We start from the raw sequence: 24798 nt of genomic DNA, 5'->3' as shown, positions 1-24798 counted from the left end.
CACCCGCCCCCTTCCAAGGAGTACGCCCCATGACCACCCTGCCCGTCCAACAGCTCTACATCCACGGCCAGCGCGTCGATGCCACCAGCGGCAAGACCTTCAAGACCGTCAACCCGGCCACCGGTGAGGTGATCGCCGAAGTGCAGGTTGCCAGCCAGGCCGACGTCGAGCGTGCCGTGCAGAGCGCGTCCGAAGGCCAGAAGGTGTGGGCCGCGATGACCGCGATGGAGCGCTCGCGCATCCTGCGCCGCGCCGTCGAGATCCTGCGTGAGCGCAACGACGAACTGGCCCACCTGGAAACCCTGGACACCGGCAAGGCGCTGGCCGAAACCACCACCGTGGACATCGTCACCGGCGCCGACGTGGTCGAGTACTACGCTGGCCTGGCCACCGCCATCGAGGGCATCCAGCTGCCGCTGCGCGAATCGAGCTTCTTCTACACCCGTCGCGAGCCGCTGGGCGTGGTCGCCGGCATCGGCGCCTGGAACTACCCGATCCAGATCGCCATGTGGAAGTCGGCCCCGGCGCTGGCCGCCGGCAACGCGATGGTGTTCAAGCCTTCGGAAGTGACCCCGCTGACCGCGATCCGGCTGGCCGAGATCTACACCGAAGCCGGCGTGCCGGCCGGCGTGTTCAACGTCGTGCAGGGCCCGGGCCGCGAGATCGGCCAGTGGCTGACCGAGCACCCGGTGATCGAGAAGATTTCCTTCACCGGCGGCGTCGCCACCGGCAAGAAGGTCATGGCCAGCGCCGCGTCCTCCTCGCTGAAGGAAGTGACCATGGAGCTGGGCGGCAAGTCGCCGCTGGTGATCTGCGATGACGCCGACCTGGACCGCGCCGCCGACATCGCGGTGATGGCCAACTTCTTCAGCTCCGGCCAGGTCTGCACCAACGGCACCCGCGTGTTCGTGCCGCGCAGCATGCTCGCCGCATTCGAGGCCGCCGTTGTCGAGCGCGTCAAGCGCATCCGCATCGGCGACCCGATGGCCGCTGAGACCAACTTCGGCCCGCTGACCAGCTTCCCGCACATGGAAAACGTGCTGCGCTACATCGAAAGCGGCAAGGCCGAAGGCGCCCGCCTGCTGACCGGCGGTGGCCGTGCCACCGAAGGCGCGCTGGCCAATGGCGCCTACGTTCTGCCGACCGTGTTCTCCGACTGCCGCGATGACATGACCATCGTCAAGGAAGAGATCTTCGGGCCGGTGATGAGCATCCTCGCCTACGACGACGAAGACGAAGTGGTGCGTCGCGCCAACGACACCACCTTCGGTCTGGCCGCCGGCGTGGTCAGCAAGGACATCAGCCGCGCCCACCGCATCATCCACCGCCTGGAAGCCGGCATCTGCTGGATCAATACGTGGGGTGAGTCGCCGGCCGAAATGCCGGTCGGTGGCTACAAGGAATCCGGCGTCGGCCGCGAGAACGGCATCTCGACCCTCGGCCACTACACCCGCATCAAGTCGGTGCAGGTGGAACTGGGCGACTACGCCAGCGTGTTCTGACCGGCGCGCCCCGAGCGCGCACCCTCGTCCGGCCACCGCGCCGATCCGACATTCCGCCGGGACGCCTGCATGCAGCGCGCCCCGGCCTGCAGGAGACACCCATGAGCACCCACAACGAGTACGACTACATCATCATCGGCGCCGGTTCGGCCGGCAACGTGCTGGCTACCCGCCTCACCGAAGATGCCGATGTCAGCGTGCTGCTGCTGGAAGCCGGTGGCCCGGACTACCGGCTCGACTTCCGTACCCAGATGCCGGCGGCACTGGCCTTCCCGCTGCAGGGCAAGCGCTACAACTGGGCGTACAAGACCGATCCCGAGCCCTTCATGAACAACCGCCGCATGGACTGCGGCCGCGGCAAGGGCCTGGGCGGCTCGTCGCTGATCAACGGCATGTGCTACATCCGCGGCAACGCGATGGATTACGACAACTGGGCCAGCATGCCGGGCCTGGAAGACTGGACCTACCTGGACTGCCTGCCGTACTTCCGCAAGGCGGAAACCCGCGACATCGGCCCCAATGACTACCACGGTGGCGACGGCCCGCTGCGGGTGACCACGCCGAAGGCCGGCAACAACGAGCTGTTCGCTGCGATGGTCGAAGCCGGCGTGCAGGCCGGCTACCCGCGCACCGACGACCTCAACGGCTACCAGCAGGAAGGCTTCGGCCCGATGGACCGCACGGTGACCCCGAAGGGCCGTCGCTCCAGCACCGCCCGTGGTTACCTGGACCTGGCCAAGCCGCGCCCGAACCTGACCATCGTCACCCACGCGCTTACCGACCGCATCCTGTTCTCGGGCAAGCGTGCGGTGGGCGTGCAGTGGCTGCACAACGACCAGCCGCAGCGTGCCACCGCGCGCCGCGAAGTGCTGCTGTGTGGCGGCGCCATCGCCTCGCCGCAGATCCTGCAGCGTTCGGGCGTCGGCCCGGCCGACCTGCTGCGCAGCCTGGACATCGACCTGGTGCACCACCTGCCGGGCGTCGGCGCCAACCTGCAGGACCACCTGGAGATGTACCTGCAGTACGAGTGCAAGAAGCCGGTCTCGCTGGCACCGGCACTGAAGCTGTACAACCAGCCGGCCATCGGCGCCGAGTGGCTGTTCCTGGGCACCGGCATCGGCGCCAGCAACCAGTTCGAGGCCGGCGGCTTCATCCGCAGCGACGCCGAATTCGACTGGCCGAACCTGCAGTACCACTTCCTGCCGGTGGCGATCAATTACAACGGCTCCAACCCGATCAAGGCGCACAGCTTCCAGATGCACGTCGGTTCGATGCGCTCGCCCAGCCGCGGCCGCATCCACGTGCGTTCGAAGGATCCGCGCGAACATCCGAGCATCCTCTTCAACTACATGTCGCATGAGCAGGACTGGCGCGAGTTCCGCGCGGCGATCCGCATCACCCGCGAGATCTTCGCGCAGCCGGCGCTGGCACCGTACAGCGGCCGCGAGATTTCCCCGGGCAGCGCGCTGCAGACCGATGCGCAGATCGATGCGTTCGTCCGCGAACATGCCGAGACCGCCTACCACCCGTCGTGCTCGAACAAGATGGGCCACGCCGATGACCCGATGGCGGTGGTCGACGGCCAGGGCCGCGTGCACGGGCTGGAAGGCCTGCGCATCGTCGATGCCTCGATCATGCCGCAGGTGGTGACCGGCAACCTCAACGCGCCGACCATCATGATGGCCGAGAAGCTGGCCGACGTGATCCGCGGCCGCACCCCGCTGGCCCGCAGCACCGCGCCGTACTACAAGGCCAACGGTGCACCGGTGCGCAAGCAGGACTGACGCAAGCGCCCCGCCTGGCGACACGGTCGTGCCGGCCGCTGGCCGGCATCCACCGGAATCCCGATCGAGCGCAGATGCCGGCCAGCGGCCGGCACGACCAAGCAAAGAGGCCCTTCGGGGCCTCTTCGCGTTTTCCCTACGGCGGGGTATGCTGCAATGAACGGCCATTGTCGCTACGCTCAGGGCCGGAACCTAATACATCACGATTCCTGGAGGGGGAATATGAGTCTGGATCGTCCCTGGCTGCAGAGCTATCCGAAAGGCGTTCCCGCCGAAATCGACGTCAACGAGTTCCATTCGGTAGCTTCGGTCTTCGACGCTTCCGTCGCGAAATTCCGCGACCGTCCGGCCTACTCCAGCTTCGGCAAAGTGCTCACCTACGGTGAGACCGATGCGCTGGTCACCCAGTTCGCCGCCTACCTGCTGGGTGAGCTCAAGCTCAAGAAGGGTGACCGCGTCGCCCTGATGATGCCCAACTGCCTGCAGTACCCGGTGGCCACCTTCGGCGTGCTGCGCGCCGGACTGACCGTGGTCAACGTCAACCCGCTGTACACCGCGCGCGAACTCAAGCACCAGCTGGTCGACGCGGGCGTCAGTGCGCTGGTGGTGGTCGACAACTTCGGCGACACCGTCGAACAGGTCATCGCCGATACGCCGGTCAAGCACGTGGTCACCACCGGCCTGGGCGACCTGCTCGGCGCCAAGGGCGCGATCGTCAACTTCGTGCTGAAGTACGTCAAGAAGATGGTGCCCAACTACCACATCAAGGGCGCCGTCCGCTTCAGGCAGGCGCTCAAGCTGGGCAGCCGCCACGCGCTTCCGAAGGTCGAGATCGACCACGACGACATCGCTTTCCTGCAGTACACCGGCGGTACCACCGGCGTGGCCAAGGGCGCGATGCTGACCAACCGCAACCTGATCGCCAACATGCAGCAGGCGTCGGCGTGGCTGTCCACCTCGGGCATCGAGCCGGGCAAGGAAGTGATCATCACGGCCCTGCCGCTGTACCACATCTTCGCGTTGACCGCGAACGGCCTGGTCTTCATGAAGTTCGGTGGCTGCAACCACCTGATCACCAACCCGCGCGACATGAAGGGCTTCGTCAAGGAGCTCAAGGGCACCCGCTTCACCGCCATCACCGGCGTCAACACGCTGTTCAACGGCCTGCTCAACACGCCCGGCTTCGACGAGATCGACTTTTCTTCGGTCAAGTTCACCCTCGGCGGCGGCATGGCGGTACAACGTGCCGTGGCCGAACGCTGGAAGAAGGTCACCGGGGTGACCCTGGTCGAAGCCTATGGCCTGACCGAGACCTCACCGGCAGCCTGCATCAACCCGCTCACCCTGCCCGAGTACAACGGCGCCATCGGCCTGCCGATCCCGTCCACCGATGCGTGCATCAAGGACGACAACGGCAACATCCTGGCGCTGGGCGAAGTGGGCGAGCTGTGCATCAAGGGCCCGCAGGTGATGAAGGGCTACTGGCAGCGCCCGGAGGAAACCGCCACCGCCATCGACGCCGACGGCTGGCTGCACACCGGCGACATGGCGAAGATGGACGAACAGGGCTTCTTCTACATCGTCGACCGCAAGAAGGACATGATCCTGGTGTCCGGCTTCAATGTGTACCCGAACGAGGTCGAGGACGTGATCGCGATGATGCCCGGCGTGTTGGAAGTGGCTGCGGTCGGTGTCCCGGACGAGAAGTCCGGCGAGGTCGTGAAGGTCGTGATCGTGAAGAAGGACCCGAACCTGACCGCGGAAATGGTCAAGGAACATGCCCGGGCCAACCTGACCGGTTACAAGCACCCCAGAATCGTAGAATTCCGAAAGGAGCTGCCGAAGACCAACGTCGGCAAGATTCTCCGTCGCGAGCTGCGTGATACGCCCGCCCAGTAAGGGTTTCCGGGCAACACGACAGTACAGGGGACCCCGCCGGAGACGGCGGGGTCTTTTTATTGCCGGAACATGTCCGGCCCGGCGCTTGCGGGCGGTTCACGACGGGTGCATAGAATCAGTCGCCGCCGCATGTTCAGCTCGCCCCCTCACTCCTCTCCGTCCGCTCTGCGGTTGGCCGGACGGTCACACGGAGAACTCCCATGTCTGCAGTACGCCCCATCATTACCCGTCCCTCGCAGCACCCTACCCTGCGTATCACCGAAGAACCCGAGCGGGATGTTTACTGGATCCATATGCACGCCAACCTGGTCAACCAGCCAGGCCGGCCGTGCTTCGCCTCGCGCCTGGTCGATGACATCGTCGACTACCAGCGCGAACTGGGCGATCGCCTCAGCGCCTCGCACGCTCTGTCACCCCATGTCGTACTTGCCTCGGACAGCGACGTGTTCAACCTGGGCGGCGATCTCGAACTGTTCTGCCGCCTGATCCGCGAGGGCGACCGCGCCCGCCTGCTCGACTATGCCCAGCGCTGCGTGCGCGGCGTGCATGCCTTCCATGCCGGCCTGGGCACCCGTGCCCACAGCATCGCCCTGGTCCAGGGCAATGCACTGGGGGGCGGCTTCGAGGCCGCACTGAGCTGCCACACCATCGTCGCCGAGGAAGGCGTGTTGATGGGCCTGCCGGAGGTGCTGTTCGACCTGTTCCCCGGCATGGGCGCCTACTCCTTCCTGTGCCAGCGGATCAGTCCGCGGCTGGCGGAGAAGATCATGCTGGAAGGCAACCTCTACACCGCCAGCCAGCTGAAGGAAATGGGCCTGGTCGACATCGTGGTGCCGGTGGGCGAAGGTGTTGCCGCAGTCGAACAGGTGATCAAGGAAAGCCGACGCATCCCGCACGCCTGGGCGGCGATGCGTGAGGTCAACGAGATCGCCACCATGGTGCCGCTGCATGAAATGATGCGGATCACCGAGATCTGGGTAGACACTGCGATGCAGCTCGGCGAGAAGTCCCTGCGCACCATGGATCGGCTGGTACGGGCGCAGGCCCGACGCAATGGCGACCCGGCCTGATCGTCTGGCGGGTCAGGACGGGCTGCGCTCGCTGTCGTCGCGGTGCGGTGCCCCCGCACTACGGGCAGCCAACGCATTCCTGCCGTTGCGCAGAGCAGTCGCCAGGTTGCCGAGGCGGGAGCTCCATTCACCCTTCAGCTGCCAGTCCGCCATGCGCATGATTTCGCCACTGGAGGCGGCAACCTGGACAAGCCCCAGGTTGCTTGCCACGCCGCGCAGCGCGTGGGCGTGCTCGCGGAAATCCTCCCAGGCCTGGCGCTCGCCGCAGCCCTGCAGCTGGCCCATGCTCGCGTCGACGTCCGCCAGGCACTGGTCGATGAACTTGCGTTCGAAGCCATCGCCCATGCCCAGCGACGCCAGCTCGTCCAGGACCGCGGTATCGAGCACGCCATCGCCGACCGGCAATGCAGGCACCGACTGGATGCCGGGCTCGGCGCGGGTGTTGGCGGCGACATCGGCCAGCACTTCCAGCAGGCGGGTGGCCACCACGGGCTTGGCAAGGAAGGCGCGGGCGCCGGCCTGCTCGCAACGCAGGATGGACTCGGGGGTGACGTCTGCGCTCAGCACCATGACCGGAACGTAAGGCATGCCGCTGGCCTGCATCACCCGCAACTGCTTGAGCAGATCCAGTCCGCTCATGCCGGGCATGTGCAGGTCGACGATCGCTGCGTCGTAACTGGCCTGCTCCAGCGCATCGAGCACTTCGGCGCCGCCGTTGACGCAGGTGACCTTGTGGCCGGCCTTCTCCAGCAGCCGCTGCAGCACCATGCGATTGGCCTCGTGGTCGTCGGCGACCAGAACCCGCAGGCTCCGCACCCGTGCACGATGGCGCAGGAAGGGGTTGGAAAACGCGATGACATTGCCGGCTTCAGCCACCTCGGACGGAACCGCCGGGGCTGATGAGGTGTCTGCGACGTCCAGCGTGATCTCGACCCAGAACACGCTGCCGCGCGGGCTGTTCGGCGCATAGCCGACCTGCCCGCCCATCGACTCGACCAGGCCCTTGGCAATGGCGGTGCCCAGACCGGTGCCTTCATGGCGACGGGCCAGGCCGACATCGCCCTGCTCGAACGCATTGAACAGGCGTCCGCGCAACGCCACCGGCACGCCGATGCCGGTATCGACGATCTCGAATCGCAGGCGCATCCGCTCGCTGCCCAGCGCATCGGGGCTGGACACGCGCAGATGCACGTAGCCACTGTCGGTGAACTTGACCGCGTTGCCCATCAGGTTCAGCAGGATCTGCTGCAGATGCCCGGCATCCCCCAACAGGCGCGGCGGCACGTTGTCGTCCACCTGCACGCGATAATCCAGCGATTTGGAGCGGGTCTGCGGGGTCAGGATCAGGTTGATCGCCTGCAGCACGTCGGCCAGCGCGAACTCGTGCCACTCCACGCGCACCTTGCCAGCTTCGATCGCGGAGATGTCCAGCACCTCTTCCACCAGCGCCAGCAGGCTGCGGGTCGAGGCCTGGATGGTGTTCAGGCACTCGCGCTGTTCGTCGTCCAGGCGGGTGGTGGCCAGCACTTCGGTCATGCCGGCCAGCCCGTTCAACGGCGTGCGGAACTCATGGCTCATGTTGGCCAGGAAGCGGCTCTTGGCTTCGTTGGCCTGCCGCGCCTCGGCCACCGCCCGGGTCAAGGCATGCAGCAGCGAATCGAAGTACAGCGGAATCGCACCCAGGCCCAGCAACAGGCCCCAGCCCAGATAATCGTGGCCGCGCCAGTACGGCGACAGCATCACCGTGCACAGGAAGGCCAGGCAGCCCATGGCCGTGGCCACGCGCAGGTAGGTGCTGCCGTAGCGCATGCCGTTGCCGATCGTCACCCACAGCATCACCGCATACAGCGGTGCGGCCGGCTCGCCCTGGATGGTCATGATCCAGGCCATGCAGGTGTAGTCGGTCAGCATGCCGATCACCCGGCGCACATGCGACACGCCCGGATTGACCAGGATCGCGGTCAGCAGGCCGGCGGAAATGGTCAGCTCGAAGGCGAGGATCAGCCACGTCGCCGTCAGCGCCTCACCGCCGCCGCTCAGCGAGCGCCAGCCGAGATAGCTGATGAACAGTGCCGTGATGATGATGCGGATCAGGTTCTGCGCGTGCTCACTGTCCTCGCGCCCGGACAGGCGCTGCTTGAAGCGGGCCAACAGCGAGCGCTTGTCGGATCCAGCGGCGGGAATCGTATCCATGGTTGGATGTCGCATCCTTCGGCGCAGCAGGGAGGAGCAGCACAACGGTACTGCCAGTAACCCCAACCACAGGGAAATGGCCAGCCCCAGGTTGGCCTGCCAATAGGGAGTCAACAGCACGGTAGTGCCGAAACTGATCATCGCCAGCACGATGGCAGCGGTCAGGTAACGCGGCCCGAAGCGCAGGCCGTTGCCCACCGTGACCCACATCACCACCGCATACACCCACGCCAGCGGCTCACCCATCTGGATCATGCCGATCGCGATCAGGCCGTAATCGGCCAGCATCCCGGCCACCCGCCGCAGGTCCGAGCGCTGCGGCTTCCACAGCAGCCAGCCGAACAACAGCAGCGACAGGCCCAGCCCGGTCATCGCCGTTGCCAGCGCGCCCTGGTATTGATCCAGCCGGTGCAGGCGGGCGCCGGACAACAGAACATAGACCAGGATCAGCGAGATCAGCACCACCCGCACGATCGCCTGGCCATGTTCCGAATCCGGACGCTGCGCCAGCCGACGCCTCACGCGTGCGAACAGGTCCTGCATGTCACCCACCCGGTCGCGTCGATGCCGTCGAGTGCTGGGCGCAGATATCCATCAACTGCTGGTGGCCGCGCATCAGCGCATCCACGCAGCGCGGATCGAACAGTCGCCCACGCTGGGCGTACAGATAAGCCAGAGTGGCTTCCATGGTCCATGCTTCCTTGTACGGACGGGGCGAGATCAGCGCATCGAAGACGTCGGCGACAGCAACGATCCGCGCTTCCAGCGGAATCGCTTCGCCGACCAGGCCGTCGGGATAGCCGCTGCCGTCATAGCGCTCGTGATGGCGCAGCGCGATGAGCGCGCCCACCTGGATGAAACGGTTCTGGCTGCCACTGAGCAGCTCGTGGCCGATGCGTGGGTGCCGGCGCATGATCGCCAGCTCCTCGTCATTGAGCTTGCCCTGCTTGAGCAGCACCGCGTCGGGAATGGCGATCTTGCCCATGTCATGCAGCGGTGCCGCCATCTCGATCAGGCGCACGTCGTCTTCGGGCAGGCCAAGCTGCTCGGCGATCAGCCCCGCAACGCGCGCCATGCGTTCGAGATAGGCGCTGGTGCCGGCATCACGGAACTCGATCGCCCGGGCCAATCGCGACAGGGTCTCGCGTTCGCGTTCCTCGACCTCGTGCATGCTGGCCAGCAGGCGCTGCTCCAGCGACAACGCACGTTGCTTCACGTTCTCGGTCTGCTGGCGCAGCTGCAGCAGGTTGTAGCAGCGCGCGCGCAGTTCGCGCGGACGGATCGGCTTGACCAGGAAGTCGATGACCCCTGCTTCCAGCGCCGCCTGGCGGATCGGCTCGTCGCCGACCACGGTGATCAGGATCACCGGGATATCGCGGTGCTTGGGCAGGCGACGGAATCGACGGGCGAACTCCAGCCCGTCCATCTCCGGCATGCGGTAATCGAGCAGCAGCAGGTCGACCGGGTGCGCCTCGCACCAGGCCAATGCGGTCAGCGGATCACCGAAGTCATACACGCTCAGTTCCGGCGCGATGTCTTCGATAACGTGACGCAGCATCGTCCGCGCGGACGTCTGGTCGTCAACAATGACGATGTTCAACGCGTACTCCGCCTGGTTTCTCGACCATGCTGGATCATCAGCAGGCGAGGATACCCTGCTGCTGCGAACGCTCGCACCCTGCATCGGCCCGACTCCCGTGTCATGCATCCCGGTTCATGATCGTCATCACATTGTGAAGCAGACTCTCCACAATGCGCACTCCCCCTGGCGCCGATCAAGCCATAACAGACGTCAAGGTAGTGCATTAACGATACGCCGAGCGCGGGAGGCGTCAATCGCGCCGTCTCATTTCGCGACGGCGCGCACAAACGGGAGTCAAAAAGACGACTTACTGCTCCGGACGCATGTACGGGAATAGCAGCACGTCACGGATCGAGCTGCTGCCGGTCAGCAGCATCACCAGGCGATCAACGCCGATGCCGAGGCCGCCGGTCGGGGCCATGCCGTACTCCAGCGCACGGATGTAGTCGGCGTCGTAGTGCATCGCCTCGTCGTCGCCACCCTCCTTCGCGGCCACCTGGGCCTGGAAGCGCTGGGCCTGGTCTTCCGGGTCGTTCAGTTCGGAGAAGCCGTTGGCCAGCTCCTTGCCGTTGACGAACAGCTCGAAGCGATCCGTGTAGCCCGGGTCGTTGTCATTGGCACGGGCCAGCGGCGAGACCTCGACCGGATGGTCGGTGATGAAGGTCGGCTGGATCAGGGTGTGCTCGACCGTGGCCTCGAAGATCTCCAGCAACAGCTTGCCCCAGCCGTAGGACGGCTTGACGCGGATGTTCAAGCGCTCGCAATGGCGCAGCAGCGCATCGCGGTCAGTGCAATCAGCGGCCGAGATTTCCGGGTTGTGGTGGCGCACCGCCTCATCCATGCGCCAGCGGCGGAACGCCGGACCCAGGTCGATCTTCGCGCCGTCCCATTCCACTTCGGTGCCACCGTTCACGGCCTTGGCCACATCACGGATCACACCCTCGGTCAGGTCCATGATTTCGTTGTACGTGGCATAGGCCTCGTACAGTTCCATCATGGTGAATTCCGGATTGTGGCGGGTGCTGACGCCTTCATTGCGGAAGTTGCGGTTGATCTCGTACACACGCTCCAGGCCACCCACGGTCAGGCGCTTGAGGTACAGCTCCGGCGCCACGCGCAGGTACAGGTCCAGGTCCAGCGCGTTGTGATGCGTGGTGAACGGCTTGGCCGCCGCGCCGCCGGGGATGTAATGCATCATCGGCGTCTCGACTTCCAGGAAGTCGCGGTTGTCCAGCCACGCGCGCATGGCGCGGATGATCTTCGAGCGCTTGATGAACACTGCGCGCGATTCCGGGGTCACGATCAGATCGACGTAACGCTGGCGGTAGCGCTGCTCGACGTCGGCCAGGCCGTGCCACTTGTCCGGCAGCGGGCGCAGCGACTTGGTCAGCAGGCGGATCGACTCGGCCTTGACCGACAGTTCGCCGGTCTTGGTACGGGTCAGGCCGCCTTCGACGGCCACGATGTCGCCCACGTCCCAGCCCTTGAAGGCCGTGTAGGCATCGCCCAGCACCGCGCCCTGCAGGAACAGCTGGATGCGGCCGGACTCGTCCTGGATCTGCGCGAAACTGGCCTTGCCCATGATGCGCTTGGCCATCAGGCGGCCGGCCATCTTCACCTGGCGGCCATTGCCTTCCAGCGCCTCGGCGGTCCACTGTTCGGCATCGGCGAACTCTTCCTGCAGGCGGCCGGCGAAATCCTCGCGACGGAAATCGTTCGGATACGCGATGCCCTGCCCACGCAGCGCTTTGAGTTTCTCGCGGCGCTCGGCGATCAACTTGTTTTCGTCGACGGGGGGGGTATCGGTAGCTTCGCTCATGGATCTGCGGGAATCGTGTAGTGAGGGGGGATGTTGCACCCGGCACAGCCGGTTGCCCAGCATACCAAAACCGCCCTGCCCCGGCCTTGGGCCGGGCCCGCCCAGATGGCCGCCAACCTTGGTTGGCGGTCCGTGTGTCGACCAAGGTCGACACCTACCGGATTCCGGGGAACCGATGCCCCGGTAGTCGCCAACCTTGGTTGGCGCTCGTCCCGGCGTCAACCGTTCCCAGGGAACGCCTGCCGCAGCTCGTCCACCAGCACCCGCTGGTTCTCCGAGTAATCGATCGGCACCGACACCAGGTGCACCCCGCCCTCGTTGAAGGCCGCCTCCAGGGTCGGGACGAACTGCTCGATGGCCGTCACCTCATGCCCCTTGCAGCCATAGGCCTCGGCATACTTCACAAAATCGGGATTGCTGAAGGTCATGCCGTAGTCGGTGAAACCATCCACCGCCTGCTTCCAGCGGATCATGCCGTAGGCACCGTCGTTGAGGATCAGCACCACCAGGTTCAGGCCCAGCCGGCGCGCCGTCTCCAGCTCCTGGCTGTTCATCATGAAGCCGCCGTCGCCACACACCGCCAGCACCCGTCGTTGCGGGTACAGGATCGAGGCCATGATCGCCGACGGCAGGCCCGCGCCCATGGTCGCCAGCGCGTTGTCCAGCAGCAATGTGTTGGCCACCTGGGTGCGGTAGTTGCGCGCAAACCAGATCTTGTACATGCCGTTGTCCAGCGCCACGATGCCGTCTGGCGGCATCACTTGGCGCACGTCGTGCACCAGTCGTTGCGGGGTGAAACCAGCGTCCTCGGCGCGATCGGCAAGGTGCTCGAGGATGGTCGCGCGCAGCGGCAGCAGCGCATCGGCATGGGGCACCGCGCCTTCGATGCGGTCGGCCAGTTGGGTCAGCGAACGGCCGATGTCACCGATCACTTCCACCTGCGGGAAGTACACCTTCTCCACCGCCGCCTGCGAGTAGCCGATATGGATCACGGTCGGCCCACCTGGACGCATCACGAATGGCGGCTTTTCGGTGACCTCATGGCCGATGGTCACGATCACGTCGGCCTGGTCGATGGCCATGTGCACGTAGTCGCGTTCGGTCAGCGCCGCGGTACCCATGTACAGGCCCGAGCCGCCGGCCACCGCACCTTTGCCCATCTGCGTGGTGAAGAACGGAATGCCGGCGCGTAGTACGAACGCCGACAGCGCCTCGCTGGACTGCGGCCGCGACGCCGCCGAAGCGATCATCAGCAACGGCCGCTTGGCATTGCGGATGATCTCCGCGGCGCGGTCCAGCGCCTCGGGGCTGGCAATCGGCCGCTCCACCGCATGCGGCGGAATCAGCGACACCCCTTCTACTTCATCGGCGGCGATATCCTCGGGCAGCTCCAGCAACACCGGGCCCGGGCGCTCCTCCTGGGCCACACGGAACGCTTCGCGGACGATGGTCGGGATGGTGCGCGCCGACACGATCTGCCGCGCCTGCTTGGTCAGCGGCTTCATCGTGCTGACGATGTCGACGATCTGGAAGCGCGCCTGCTTGCTGGCGACGATGCCCTTCTGCCCGGTGATCATGATGACCGGCCATGCGCCAAGCAGCGCATACGCGGCGCCGGTGGTGAAATTCAGCGCGCCGGGGCCGAGCGTGGCCAGGCACACGCCCGGCTTGCCGGTCAGGCGGCCATAGGTGGCCGCCATGAACACTGCCGCCTGCTCGTGGCGGGTGATGACCAGCTCGATGCTGGAATGGCGCAGCGACTCGACCACGTCGAGATTTTCTTCGCCGGGAATGCCGAAAATGCGCTCGACGCCTTCGTTCTCAAGTGCGGCGACAAGCAGATCTGAACCCTTGGACATTGGAATGCCGTCCTTTTCGCTGGACTGATGGTGGATCGTTGCAGGAAGGATGGAAGCTGCGCGTCAACGCTTGTCGAACCACACGGTCTGCGCGTTGACGAATTCGCGGATGCCGAAGTGCGAGAGCTCACGGCCGAAGCCGCTCTTCTTCACGCCGCCGATCGGCACGCGCGGATCGGACGCGGAGAAGCCGTTGACGAACACACCGCCGGTCTGCAGCCGGCGCGCCAGCTGCATCGCACGGGCGCGGTCGCCGCTCCACAGGTTGCCGCTGAGGCCGAACTCGCTCTGGTTGGCCAGTTCCACCGCATGGTCGGCGTCGCGGGCGCGGCTGATCGAGGCCACCGGCCCGAACGTTTCGGTGTCGAAGGCCTGCATGCCCGGCTCAACCCCGGCCAGCACGGTGGGGGCATAGAACGCACCCGGACGATCCAGCTGGTGCCCGCCGACCAGCAGCTGCGCACCGGCATCGACCGAAGCACGTACCTGCGCGTCGAGCTGCTCCAGCAGATCCTGGCGTGCCATCGGGCCGATGCGGTTCGCCGGGTCGCGGCCGTCGCCAATGGTCAGTGCCTGCACCTTCTGGCAGAACTGCGCCACGAAACGATCGTAGACCGCGTCTTCGACGATGATGCGCTTGCCGGCGATGCAGACCTGCCCGGTGTTCTGGAAGCGCGAGGCCACGGCCGCATCGACGGCCGCATCAAGATCGGCGTCGGCCAGGACGATGAACGGATCGGAACCGCCCAGTTCCAGCACCACCTTCTTCAGCGCCTGCCCGGCCTGGGCAGCAATGCTGCGACCGGCGGCCACACTGCCGGTCAGGGTCACCGCCGCGATGCGGTCATCGGCGATCGCGCGGCTGGTGCCCTCGCGGCTGATGTTGGCCGCGATGAAGGTGCCCTCCGGCAAGCCGGCATCGCGCCATGCCGCGTCGAGCAGCTGCGCGGTACCGACGATGTTCTCGGCCGGCTTCAGCAGGAAGCCGTTGCCGCCCATCAGGATCGGCACCGCCGCGCGCATCACCTGCCAGTACGGGAAGTTCCACGGCATGATGCCCAGCACCACGCCCAGCGGCAGGTAGGACACGTAGGCCTTGTCGTCGGGCACCTGGGTCGGTTCGTCGCGCAGGAACTGCGCACCGTTGTCGGCGTACCAGTCGCACAGCACAGCACACTTCTCGATTTCGGCCAGCGCTTCGGCCTGGACCTTGCCCATTTCGGCGGTAGCCAGCGCGGCCAGCTTTTCACGGTCACGGCGTAGCACCGCGGCCATCGCACGCAGTACGTCTGCGCGCTGTTCGAGGCTCTTGATGCTCCAGGCCGCAAAGCCGACCTGGCCGCGATCCAGGATTGTTTCCAGCTCGGCGTCGGTGGCGAAGGGATGGCTGGCGATCTGCTGGCCGGTGGCCGGATCGCGGGAAATGGCGGTGGTGGGGGCAGCGGACATGCAGGGCTCCTGGTGTCTCGACAACGGGCGGCGGCCCGTCTCCTGCACAGGAATGTGGACCCGAATGGCGGAGGCAACAAGGCGTCTGCTTATCCTGTGACCCGCACTTACCTGTCTGAATGGGGGGTATCGGCAGGGCTGCGCCCTGCACCCGCCGAAGCCAGAGCAACGTCAACGGCAGAAGCTGGCATTCCGTGGGTTGGCGGGGTGGGTCCGGTTGAGGGGGGCGCTGCAAGTACGTCCATGTAAGCTCGGTCGCCGCATCCATGCGGCTCACGCCCCCTCAACCGGACCCACCCCGCCTTCGACAGAGTTCTGCGATCTGTCGGGACGGCTCTCTGCGTTGCTGTTGGTGGGTGTCGACCTTGGTCGACACAGTAGATCCACGCCATGCGTGGATGACTCATTCGATTTCTGAGAGAAAGATCGTGTCGACCAAGGTCGACACCTACCAACAGCCGCGCGGAACAAAGCCGCAGTTGCCAACAGCCGCGTGAACCTGTCGAAGGTGGGGCGGTGTCGGCGTGCGGGGTGTCAGCCGCATGGATGCGGCTGCCAAGCCTACACGGACGTACTTGCGGCGTCCCCGCACTCCGACACCGCCCCGCCAAACCACGGAACCTAGCTCTGGCTCTGGCGTTGGCCGTTGCATTGAGCAGGTGCAGGGCTGCAAGCCCTGCCGAACACCCCCTACTTCCGCGGCAGGTAGGTCACCAGGGAAAGGTCATGCCGGCTCTCCGGCACCAGCGCCACGTACTGCAGGTCCAGCAACCCGCGCGTGGGGTGGTTCAGCTTCTTCGCACCTTCATCGAACCGGCGCACATCGTGCTCCGGCCACCACTGGCGGAACTCCTCGCTGTGCGCCGAGATGTCCTCGACCAGCGCCAGGAACGGGGCCTTGTCCGGCGCCTGCGCCATCGCCGCGCGGAAGCCTGCCAGCAGGCCGCGGGTCATTTCTTCCCAGTTGAGGATCAGCGTGCGGTACGGCGGGTACAGGAACATCAGTCGCAGCGTATTGCGCTCTTGCGGTGCCAGCTGGCTGTAGTCCACGAACAGATCGGCAATGGCCGGATTCCAGGCCAGGATGTCGAAGCGGGTGTTGCGCACGTACGCCGGGATCGGCTGCATCGCCTCCACCAGCTGGCGCAGGCCGTCGGTCACACTCTCGTCCGGTGATTGCAGCGGCACGCCGTAGCCGGACAGCGCGAATGCATAGGCGCGTTCGTCGTCGCTCATGCGCAGCACCTGTGCCAGGCGCTCGAGCACTTCGGGAGAGGCGCGCACTTCACGACCCTGCTCGATCCAGGTGTACCAGCTCACGCTGACCCCGATCGCCAGCGCCACTTCCTCGCGCTTCAGGCCCGGGGTGCGCCGCCGCCCGGCCGGCAGGCCAAGCGTGGCGGGGTCGACACGGGCGCGGCAGGCCTTGAGGAAGCCGCCGAGTTCCTTGCGTTCACTTTCGCTGCGCATCATCGGCCCGTCCTGCCCTTTGTAGCGTCGAGCCATGCTCGACGCATCTGCTACTGCGCCAACAGCAGCCGAGCATGGGCTCGGCTCTACCGGAAGCGCGATCAGCCACCCTCGGCGTTGCGCGCGAGGGTGACGATCTCAGCGCACGCGCGTCGATCAGGCATCGACGCGCTTGGAGCCCACGGCCAGGCCGGCCTTCAGGCTGGCCTCGACGAACTCGTCCAGGTCGCCGTCGAGCACCTTCTGCGTATCCGAGCGCTCGATGCCGGTACGCAGGTCCTTGATGCGGCTCTGGTCGAGCACGTAATTGCGGATCTGGCTGCCCCAGCCGATGTCGGACTTGGTGGCTTCCACCGCGTCCTTCTCGGCGTTGCGCTTCTGGATCTCCAGCTCGTACAGCTTGGCGGCCAGCATCTTCATCGCGTTGTCGCGGTTCTGGTGCTGGCTGCGGCCGGTCTGGCAGGCCACGACGATGTTGGTCGGGATGTGGGTGATGCGCACCGCCGACTCGGTCTTGTTGACGTGCTGGCCACCGGCACCGGACGAACGGTACACGTCGGTACGCAGGTCGGCCGGGTTGATGGTGATGTCGATGTTGTCGTCGATTTCCGGCGACACGAACACCGAGGTGAAGCTGGTGTGGCGGCGGTTGTCCGAGTCGAACGGCGACTTGCGCACCAGACGGTGCACGCCGGTCTCGGTCTTCAGCCAGCCATAGGCATAGTCGCCTTCCACGCGCAGCGTGGCCGACTTGATGCCGGCGACGTCGCCACCGGACACTTCCATCAGTTCGGTCTTCCAGCCGCGCGACTCGCACCAGCGCAGGTACATGCGCAGCAGGATCTCGGCCCAGTCCTGGGCTTCGGTGCCGCCGGCACCGGCCTGGATGTCGACGAACGCCGCCGCATTGTCCATCTCGCCGGAGAACATGCGCTGGAATTCCAGCTTCTCCACGTGGGCCTGGTGCTTGTCCAGGTCGGCGACCACGGCCAGGGCGGTGTCCTCGTCCTGCTCGGACTCGGCCAGCTCCAGCAGCTCGGTGGCATCGTTCAGGCCATCGAGCACCGAGGCGATGCCGCCCACGGTCTTTTCCAGGCTGGAACGCTCGCGGCCCAGGTTCTGGGCGTATTCGGCGTTGTTCCAGACGTCGGGGCTTTCCAGCTCCCGCGTTACTTCTTCAAGACGCTCTTTCTTGGCGTCGTAGTCAAAGATACCCCCGAAGCGACAGCACGCGATCGGTCAGATCGGTGATGCGCTGGCGGACAGGATTCAGTTCGATCATGTCGGCGGTTATGCATTCAAAAGATGACTGGTAATGATACCGCAGGCTGCGGGTACCCGGAATGAGGGCCTCACCCTGCCCCCAGCGCCTGCCGCAGCAGCGGCAGCTGGCGCCGGCTGCACGGCACTTTCGCCCCGTCGGCCATATGCAGCAGGGCCTCGCCACCGTCCAGCGGCTCGATCGAGCGCAGCTGGCCCCGATGGATCAGCCAGCTGCGGTGCGGGCGCAGGAACTCGCCCGGGTCGAGCCGCTGCTCCAGCACTGCCATGGTGATCCGCAGCGGATAGTCGTGGCCGCGTACCCGCAGGTTCACATAGTTCCCTGCGGCCTGGGCGTACTCCACGTCCGCCGTGGCGACCAGGAACTCCTTGCCCAGCTTGCGCACCAGGAAGTGCTGGGGTCGCTCGACCGGCTCCACCGGCGGGCCGACGTCCGGCTCGGCCAGCAGGCTCGCCTCGCCCTGCCTGCGCCTGCCGAACCAGCTGGCAAAGTGCTCGAGGGCCACGAACATCGCGAACGTGCGCACATCCTTCAGGTACTCGTACGCAAAACGCTCCAACAAACCGGCATCGTCCTGGTAGCGGTAGCCCAGCGACGCGTAGGCCAGATGCCGCAGCAGCATCATCCCCACCACGTGCAGCAGCGACCAGCCGACGCTGGCCAGCAGATACAGTGGCAACCGCCGCCTCCAGGTATCGGCATGCAGCGGCCAGCGCTCGCAGCCCCACCACAGCAACGGCAGGGTCAACAGGATCAGGGCGAGGCTGCTGAACTCCCAGATCATCGGCTCCCACAGCCCGAGATCGGCGCCGCGGCGACTGGCGTCCATCACTTCCACCAGCGCATTGGTCACTGCCGAGGCCGACAGGATCGCCGCCCATACCAGCAGGCGGGTTGAAGTACGCCAGCGCGATGGTCGGCCCTGGGTCATTGCTGCATCCATGTCGTTGCGGTGCTCCAGCCTGCCTCAAGGGACCAAGGGTAGCGACTCCATTGGTCCCACCACCCCCGCCATTGGTCACTGCGTCGGTTCCAGCGGCCCCTTGCCGGTCGCCGCACGGACCGGACGGCGTCACCTTGGCTCGACTCTCCGGCACACCACCACCATGACCCGACGCTACGACATCGACGCCCTGCGCGTGTTCGCCTTCGCCCTGCTGATCCTCTACCACACCGCCATGGCCTATGTGGACGACTGGGGCTTCCACCTCAAGAGCGTGCATACCGCCGAATGGCTGCAGTGGCCGATGCTGTTCGTCAACCGCTGGCGGATGTCGCTGCTGTTCCTGATTTCAGGCATCGCCATCGCGCTGATGCGGCCGGAAGGCAGGCTGCTGCGCTTTGCCGGCCTGCGCACGTGGCGGCTGCTGCTGCCCCTGCTGTTCGGCATGTTCGTGATCGTGCCGATCCAGCCCTACTGCGAGGGCGTGGCCAACGGTCATGTTGCGCCCGGCTTCGGGCATTTCCTGCTGCGCTACTGGCAGGTGCGGCCGTGGCCGGAAGGCAGTTTCGCAGGCTGGCAATACGGCATCACCTGGAACCACCTGTGGTACCTGGCCTATCTGTGGAACTACACGCTGGCCCTGGCCCTGCTGATGCCATTGCTGGGAACGGCCGTGGTGCGCCATGCGATCGCGTTCTGCGCCGCCTCGCCGATACTGCTGATCGGAATTCCTTCTGCGCTGCTGCTGGCCTGGGTGATCTGGCTGGAGCCGGTCTATCCGTCCACCAATGCCCTGCTTGGCGACTGGTACCAGCACGCGAAGTACGCGACAGTGTTCCTGGCCGGCTACCTGCTAGGTCGCGAGCCGGTGTTCTGGCAGCGTGTGGTCTTCCTGCGCCGCACCACGCTGTGGCTGGCGCTGGCGGCGGTCGGCTGGTATCTGGGGTTGCGCATCCTCGGTCAGGTGCTGCCGCCTGACTCCTCGCTGCGGCAATGGCCTGAAACGTTCTGGGACCTGCAGGGCAGGGCCAGCCAGTCGGTGTATGTCTGGACCGCGCTGCTGGCCATCCTCGGCTGGGGCAAGGTCTTCCTCGACCGCCCGTTTGGCTGGCTGCCGTACTGCACCGAGGCAATCTATCCCTGGTACATGCTGCACCAGAGCCTGATCATCATGCTGTTGTTCTGGCTCAAGCCATTGCAACTGGGTCCTTGGCTGGAGCCGTCGCTACTGCTGGGCGGCACCGTCGGCGGCTGCCTGCTGATCCACGAACTGCTGATCCGTCGCGTGCGCTGGCTGCGGCCGCTGTTCGGCCTGCGTGCGAATCCGCCAGCGTGGCCGGTTGCACACGCTGCGCGGTTGTAGAGCCGAGTCCACGCTCGGCTGCTTCTGCCCTGAGCCGAGCATGGGCTCGGCTCTACACGTCCACCGGCCGGCAATCCACTTCTGGCTGGCCACTACTGATGACACTGTCACGGACGCACCAGCGCCGGCGCGTCTTGGCTAACGTGCTGGCTGGCTGATAGACCAGCATCGATGCTGGGGACTCCCCACGGGACCTCGTACGGGCAACGGATACGCAGCATGTTCATGGCATTTGCAACTATTCGCATTGGAAGCTCAACAGCGCCCTGCCAGTGTAGGAAGTCGCCTTTTCGACGGAAGGCACTTTTTGCCGGGAACGCTGCAATGGATCAATCCGACATCAATCTGCTGGTCGCCTTTGTTAACTCGGAAGAAGCTGCGCTTGCTGAGGAATGTCAAGGCGACATTTACCCGAGCTATCACTACCAACTCGGAGCACTTGCACCGAAAGCAGGCCGCCACTTGTCTGGGGATCTGCTGCAACGTTTCTACTTCCACTGGCTGCGCGTGGGTGACTGGAAGGTCGCCGGACTCCCTGAGAGAGACTTTCCCACCCTTCTTGCAGCCTATCTGGAACTCACAAAGCTCCCGGTGGGCTACTACACGCGCCAAGCCAGCCGCAGCCTCGAGCACCTGTTCTGCTTCGGCTTCAACGAGCATGGCGAGCTGCCAAGTGGCACGGTTGCAAATGCAGCCGATCTGAAACAGCGCACCCGTCTGGTGGAGCATTGCAGAAAGTACCAATCGTTCCATGCCCAGCGAGAGAAGGTCGAAAAATTCCTTCCATTCCGCTCGTCGGCCCCGATCATTCTCGAAGCCGGCCGATCCCTGCAACACGATATCAAGGAAATGGGGCCAATCCTCTATTGGGGCATGGCACTCATTGCACAACTCAATGAGGACACGCGCATCCAGATGGCACATGACCTGATGGTCAGGAAGTGGTCTGGAGACGGAGATCGAAGCCACGCGCTCTCCGTGCTTTACCTGACTGCCGAAGCCGCCCGACCACACTGCGCGGAGAACAGCGAGTACGTCGCTCTTTGTGAAAATCTGGCGCAACTGCATGACATGCGGATCATGGCGGGGGACGCTGTCCGGCTGGTGCAGCGCCAGGGTTGGCGCGTGCAGAACATCCGAGACTGGAGCGCCAGAATCACCCTCTATCAGGACGGCGAGTACAGCAGCGAGAGCGGGCATCCTCGGATCAGCCTGACCCTCAACAGTTGGCCTGACAGCCCTTGGTCAATCAACCTGACCTCGGGTGATGGCTCCTACGTCACCTACCGGGACACACCCACCAGCAACGACTTCCAGTTGCCGCCAATCATCGGCGCCACGCTTGATCACTTTCCCGAATGGGTCAAGCAGATAAATACAAGCCTGGGTGTCAATTTGGTTCCAGGCGCGGATTCGGTTGCGTCTGCCCACAAGAATCGCACGCTGGCCAGACAACTAGACGCTTGGATGCGCGGAAAATAGCAGTGTAGAGCCGAGCCCACGCTCGGCTGCTTCTGCCATGAGCCGAGCGCAGGCTCGGCTCTACATTAAGGCAGTCGAGCAAGCTCGACTCCACAGGGGCGTCCGAGTGATCAACGTACCTCGAACTCGCCCACCAGCACGGTTTCGGCGCGGTCCTTCAACCGCATCGTGACCATCTGGTCCTTCTGCTTCGACGTGCCCCAGTGGGTGGTCAGGCGCAGCATCAGCGTCGTCGCCCCGGTCACCAGCTGCTGGCGGCTGCCGAAGTAGTTCGCCTCCACCTTGTACTTGCCCGGCTTGGCATTGCGTAGCGAGAACTGCTCGGGACCATAGCCGCCGGTGAAGTCCTGCGACATCTGCCCGCCCTGGTAGGTCAGGCGGTTGCCGTAGTAGGCGCGCTCGCCGTTCGGGTCGGTCACCCACAGGTCCATGTCGCTGTTGTCGGCATCCCACGACAGCACCACCCGCAGGTCCAGCGGCATCGCCTGCAGCAGGCGCGGGTCGATGCTGGTGGTATCCAGCCGGGGCGTGCTGCGGGCCACCAGATTGGTCAGTTCATCCAAGGCGATCAGGGCGATGCCATCGAAGCGGCTGTCCCACGGCCGCACCACCACCTGGTACAGCGGCGCCAGCGCCTGCTGCGGCTTGCCGGCCGCGGCCAGTGCCAGGCCCAGGTCGCGGAAGCTCTGCGGTTCTTCCTGGCCCATCGCCAGGACCTGCTCGAACACCGGCACCGCCAGTGCGGGGGCATCAGCCTGCATCAGCCGGTAACCGAGCACGCGCAGCAGGTGGCGGTTGTCCAGATCCATCTCGGCCAGGTTCGACAGCACACGCAGTGCCAGGTCGCGCTGACCCTGCTCCAGCAGCAGGTCGGCTACGTCGAGGAAGAACGCGCTGCTGTCGGCATGCGCATCGCGCTCGGCCAGGTAGCGGTCATACAGTTGCGACGGCGGGCCCTGACGCAGGCGCCGGGCGATGGCCGAATCCGACTGCCAGGCCGCCAGCTGGATGCCGAGCTCGCCCTCGTTGGCGGCAGCGGGCGCAGCGACACGACCACCAGTGACCGTTATTGAATCCAGGGCCTTGTTCGATGCAGGCGCAGAGCGACGCGCACGCGCGCTGCTGGCTTCCATGCGCTGCTCGGCGGCGGCGGCCATCGGTGCCGGGGCGGGCGGTGCCGCAGGGGCCGGCGCGGCGAGCATTGCCACCGGCGCCGATTCCATCGCGTAGTCCGCCGAGGCCACTTCCAGCGCCCCGCCCTTCGCCTGCGGCGGCCCGCCCTTCGGCCAGCTGCGGCTCCACCACTGCTGGCGCTCCTTCCAGCGTGCCGCCACTTCATCCAGGCGCTGGCGATCAGCAGCGGCGCGATCTCTTACCTGCACTGCAAACCTGGCGTCGTACCCGGCGCGCAGCGTGCCCGAAGGGCGGATCGCATAGCGCAGGTAGTCCTCCAGCGTCTCCAGCACGATCAGCGAGGTGTCCGGGCCGACCAGGCCAAACTGCTGCGACAGCCGCTGCATCGACTCGCGGTTGCCACGGCGGTCGGCGGCCAGCTGCTGCAGGCGCGCCTGCGCCCACAAGCCCGCCAGCAGTTCTCCGTCGTTGCTCTTCTGCGTGGCGGGCAGCGCCTGCCATTCGCCGCCACCCACGCGCACCCGCATCGGCACTCCGTCGGCCGCCAGTCGTGCGTGCAGCCACAGCCAGCCCTGGGCTTCACTGCGACGATCGATAACCACGTCCTGCACGCCGCGCCCCGCATCGACCTGCACATCCAGCGGCGACGACAGCAGCTCGCGCGCCGCCGAATCGACATCCTCGCCCAGCGCAACGAAGCGGCCGCCACGCGCTTCGCTCCAACCACGCAGTCGCACGGCATCGGTGCGCGCACCGGCGCTGCTGACCGCAAACAAGCGTTGATCCGGCGCCATCGCCGGCAGCTGTTCCGGCCCGTAGGTCAACAGTCCATCGCTGACCAGCAGGTATTCCTTCACGCCCGGCTGCGGCTGCCACTGCGCCAGCGCGCTGGCACCGTCAGGGCGCACCGCCTGCAACGCTGCGCGCAGCTCGTTCCAGTTGCCGGCGCGGATACGGAATCGACGCACCGGCTCGGCGCGATCGCGCAGGACGGTCAAGGCCACGGTGCCGTCACCCAGCGCGGCGAAATAGCGATCCAGCAGGGCGAACTCACGTGTGCGATCGCGCTGCCCCGCCGAACCGGAGCCGTCCCACAGCAGGCCGATCTCGCTCGGCAACGTGCGGGGTGTACTGCTGGCCGCCACCGGCAGCTGTGCCAACAGGTAGTGCCCATCCTGCCAGGGCGCCACCTGCACCTGTGCGTGGCGGGCTGCCGGCAGGTTCCACTGCAGTTGCTTCGGCAGCTGCGCACCCTTGCCCTGCCACTGCAGCTGGCCCGCGCTGATGCGGAATGGCGCAGTACCTGCGGTGGCCGCGTCGGGAGCATGCACCTTCAGTTCAACCGAGGCTGCACCGGCGGCGAACTGTAGCGGTAGCGTCCACTGCCAGCTTTGGCCGGCGAAGGCCAGCGGTTCGCGGATCACCAGCTGCACACGCCGACTGCCACCGGCCGGCAGCGGGTAGACGCGCAGGCGGAACTGGTTGCCGGCGGTCTGTTCCAGCAGGCCCGGATCGACACCACGGCGGGCGATTTCCTCGAACACCTGGCGGCCGCGGTCCTTGGCCACCGGCACCGCGTCACGCATCTCGCCGTTGATATCCAGCGCGAAGCCGGTGATCTGCTGGCCATCAGCCAGCGGGAATTGCAGCTCACCCTCCAGCACACGACGGTTCGGGTTGTGGAATTCCAAGGTGATCCGGGTCTGGGCAATGCCGGCCTGGACTTCGCCTTCGATGCGGGCGTGTCGCAGTTGGACCGCCTGCTCGGCAGCCGGGGCAATCAACAACGGCGTGCTGGCTTGCGGCCGGGAGATCGGCGGCGACTGTGCGCCAGCGGGCCAGGCCGCAAGGGCCAGCAACAACACAGTGCAGCAACGGGCGAAGACCATGACCGGACTCCAGTGGGATCGTGGATCGTTGAACGCACCAGCAACCGTAACGGGGTTGGGAGACCCCAAAAGGGGACG

15 protein-coding genes are annotated in these 24798 nt (G+C 65.8%); 6 read left to right on the top strand and 9 right to left on the bottom strand.

Annotated elements, in window-relative coordinates:
- Window positions 1-29 precede the first annotated feature (29 nt).
- The 4 genes from betB (at window position 30) to rpfF (ending at window position 6255) form a co-directional block, all read left to right on the top strand.
- The gene (gene betB / locus AC5P9P_RS16110; RefSeq protein ID WP_005409500.1) at window positions 30-1502 is read left to right on the top strand and encodes a betaine-aldehyde dehydrogenase; all 1473 of its coding nucleotides are present in this window, start codon (window positions 30-32) and stop codon (window positions 1500-1502) included.
- A 101-nt stretch (window positions 1503-1603) separates the two neighbouring features.
- Window positions 1604-3286, top strand: a complete 1683-nt coding sequence (gene betA, locus AC5P9P_RS16105) for a choline dehydrogenase (RefSeq protein WP_005409499.1) — start codon at window positions 1604-1606, stop codon at window positions 3284-3286.
- A gap of 222 nt (window positions 3287-3508) precedes the next feature.
- Complete coding sequence (locus AC5P9P_RS16100) at window positions 3509-5185, top strand: long-chain fatty acid--CoA ligase (RefSeq protein ID WP_012480081.1); 1677 nt, start codon at window positions 3509-3511, stop codon at window positions 5183-5185.
- A gap of 200 nt (window positions 5186-5385) precedes the next feature.
- On the top strand, window positions 5386-6255 hold the full coding sequence (gene rpfF, locus AC5P9P_RS16095; RefSeq protein ID WP_012480080.1) for a diffusible signal factor synthase RpfF: 870 nt from the start codon (window positions 5386-5388) through the stop codon (window positions 6253-6255).
- A gap of 12 nt (window positions 6256-6267) precedes the next feature.
- Here rpfF and AC5P9P_RS16090 read toward each other — a convergent pair whose 3' ends face one another.
- From AC5P9P_RS16090 to AC5P9P_RS16055, 8 genes are all read right to left on the bottom strand, one after another.
- A complete protein-coding gene (locus tag AC5P9P_RS16090) occupies window positions 6268-8991 on the bottom strand; it encodes a response regulator (protein ID WP_111108476.1) in 2724 nt (907 codons plus the stop codon).
- Window position 8992: 1 nt separating this feature from the next.
- Window positions 8993-10132 (bottom strand): cyclic di-GMP phosphodiesterase response regulator RpfG, encoded by a 1140-nt coding sequence (gene rpfG, locus AC5P9P_RS16085; protein ID WP_005409495.1) that lies wholly within the window; start codon window positions 10130-10132, stop codon window positions 8993-8995.
- Between the two features lie 205 nt (window positions 10133-10337).
- Complete coding sequence (lysS, locus tag AC5P9P_RS16080) at window positions 10338-11849, bottom strand: lysine--tRNA ligase (protein ID WP_495232952.1); 1512 nt, start codon at window positions 11847-11849, stop codon at window positions 10338-10340.
- 218 nt (window positions 11850-12067) lie between these two features.
- Window positions 12068-13708 carry an acetolactate synthase large subunit gene (locus AC5P9P_RS16075; protein ID WP_495232951.1) on the bottom strand — a complete coding sequence of 547 codons (1641 nt, stop codon included), beginning with the start codon at window positions 13706-13708 and terminating at the stop codon, window positions 12068-12070.
- A gap of 63 nt (window positions 13709-13771) precedes the next feature.
- A complete protein-coding gene (locus AC5P9P_RS16070) occupies window positions 13772-15157 on the bottom strand; it encodes an NAD-dependent succinate-semialdehyde dehydrogenase (protein WP_033832968.1) in 1386 nt (461 codons plus the stop codon).
- 690 nt (window positions 15158-15847) lie between these two features.
- A complete protein-coding gene (locus AC5P9P_RS16065) occupies window positions 15848-16630 on the bottom strand; it encodes a helix-turn-helix transcriptional regulator (protein WP_033833445.1) in 783 nt (260 codons plus the stop codon).
- A 153-nt stretch (window positions 16631-16783) separates the two neighbouring features.
- Window positions 16784-17909 (bottom strand): peptide chain release factor 2 gene (prfB, locus tag AC5P9P_RS16060; RefSeq protein ID WP_014037064.1). Its coding sequence is split into 2 segments (ribosomal slippage): window positions 16784-17833 and window positions 17835-17909, totalling 1125 coding nucleotides; the frame shifts between segments, so codons are not numbered across the junction.
- 70 nt (window positions 17910-17979) lie between these two features.
- A complete protein-coding gene (locus AC5P9P_RS16055; protein WP_495232950.1) occupies window positions 17980-18840 on the bottom strand; it encodes a LytTR family DNA-binding domain-containing protein in 861 nt (286 codons plus the stop codon).
- Between the two features lie 175 nt (window positions 18841-19015).
- Between AC5P9P_RS16055 and AC5P9P_RS16050 the strand changes: the two genes are divergently transcribed.
- Together AC5P9P_RS16050 and AC5P9P_RS16045 are read left to right on the top strand one after the other, a co-directional pair.
- On the top strand, window positions 19016-20215 hold the full coding sequence (locus AC5P9P_RS16050; protein WP_495232949.1) for an acyltransferase family protein: 1200 nt from the start codon (window positions 19016-19018) through the stop codon (window positions 20213-20215).
- A gap of 324 nt (window positions 20216-20539) precedes the next feature.
- Window positions 20540-21697 carry a hypothetical protein gene (locus AC5P9P_RS16045; protein ID WP_459389508.1) on the top strand — a complete coding sequence of 386 codons (1158 nt, stop codon included), beginning with the start codon at window positions 20540-20542 and terminating at the stop codon, window positions 21695-21697.
- 110 nt (window positions 21698-21807) lie between these two features.
- On the opposite strand, the gene AC5P9P_RS16040 is transcribed toward AC5P9P_RS16045, so the two are convergent.
- The gene (locus AC5P9P_RS16040) at window positions 21808-24720 is read right to left on the bottom strand and encodes a DUF2135 domain-containing protein (RefSeq protein WP_495232948.1); all 2913 of its coding nucleotides are present in this window, start codon (window positions 24718-24720) and stop codon (window positions 21808-21810) included.
- Window positions 24721-24798: the final 78 nt, after the last annotated feature.

This window comes from Stenotrophomonas sp. YJH_SMC_14-1, assembly GCF_059372275.1.
This window is presented reverse-complemented; position numbering and strand designations above follow the sequence as displayed.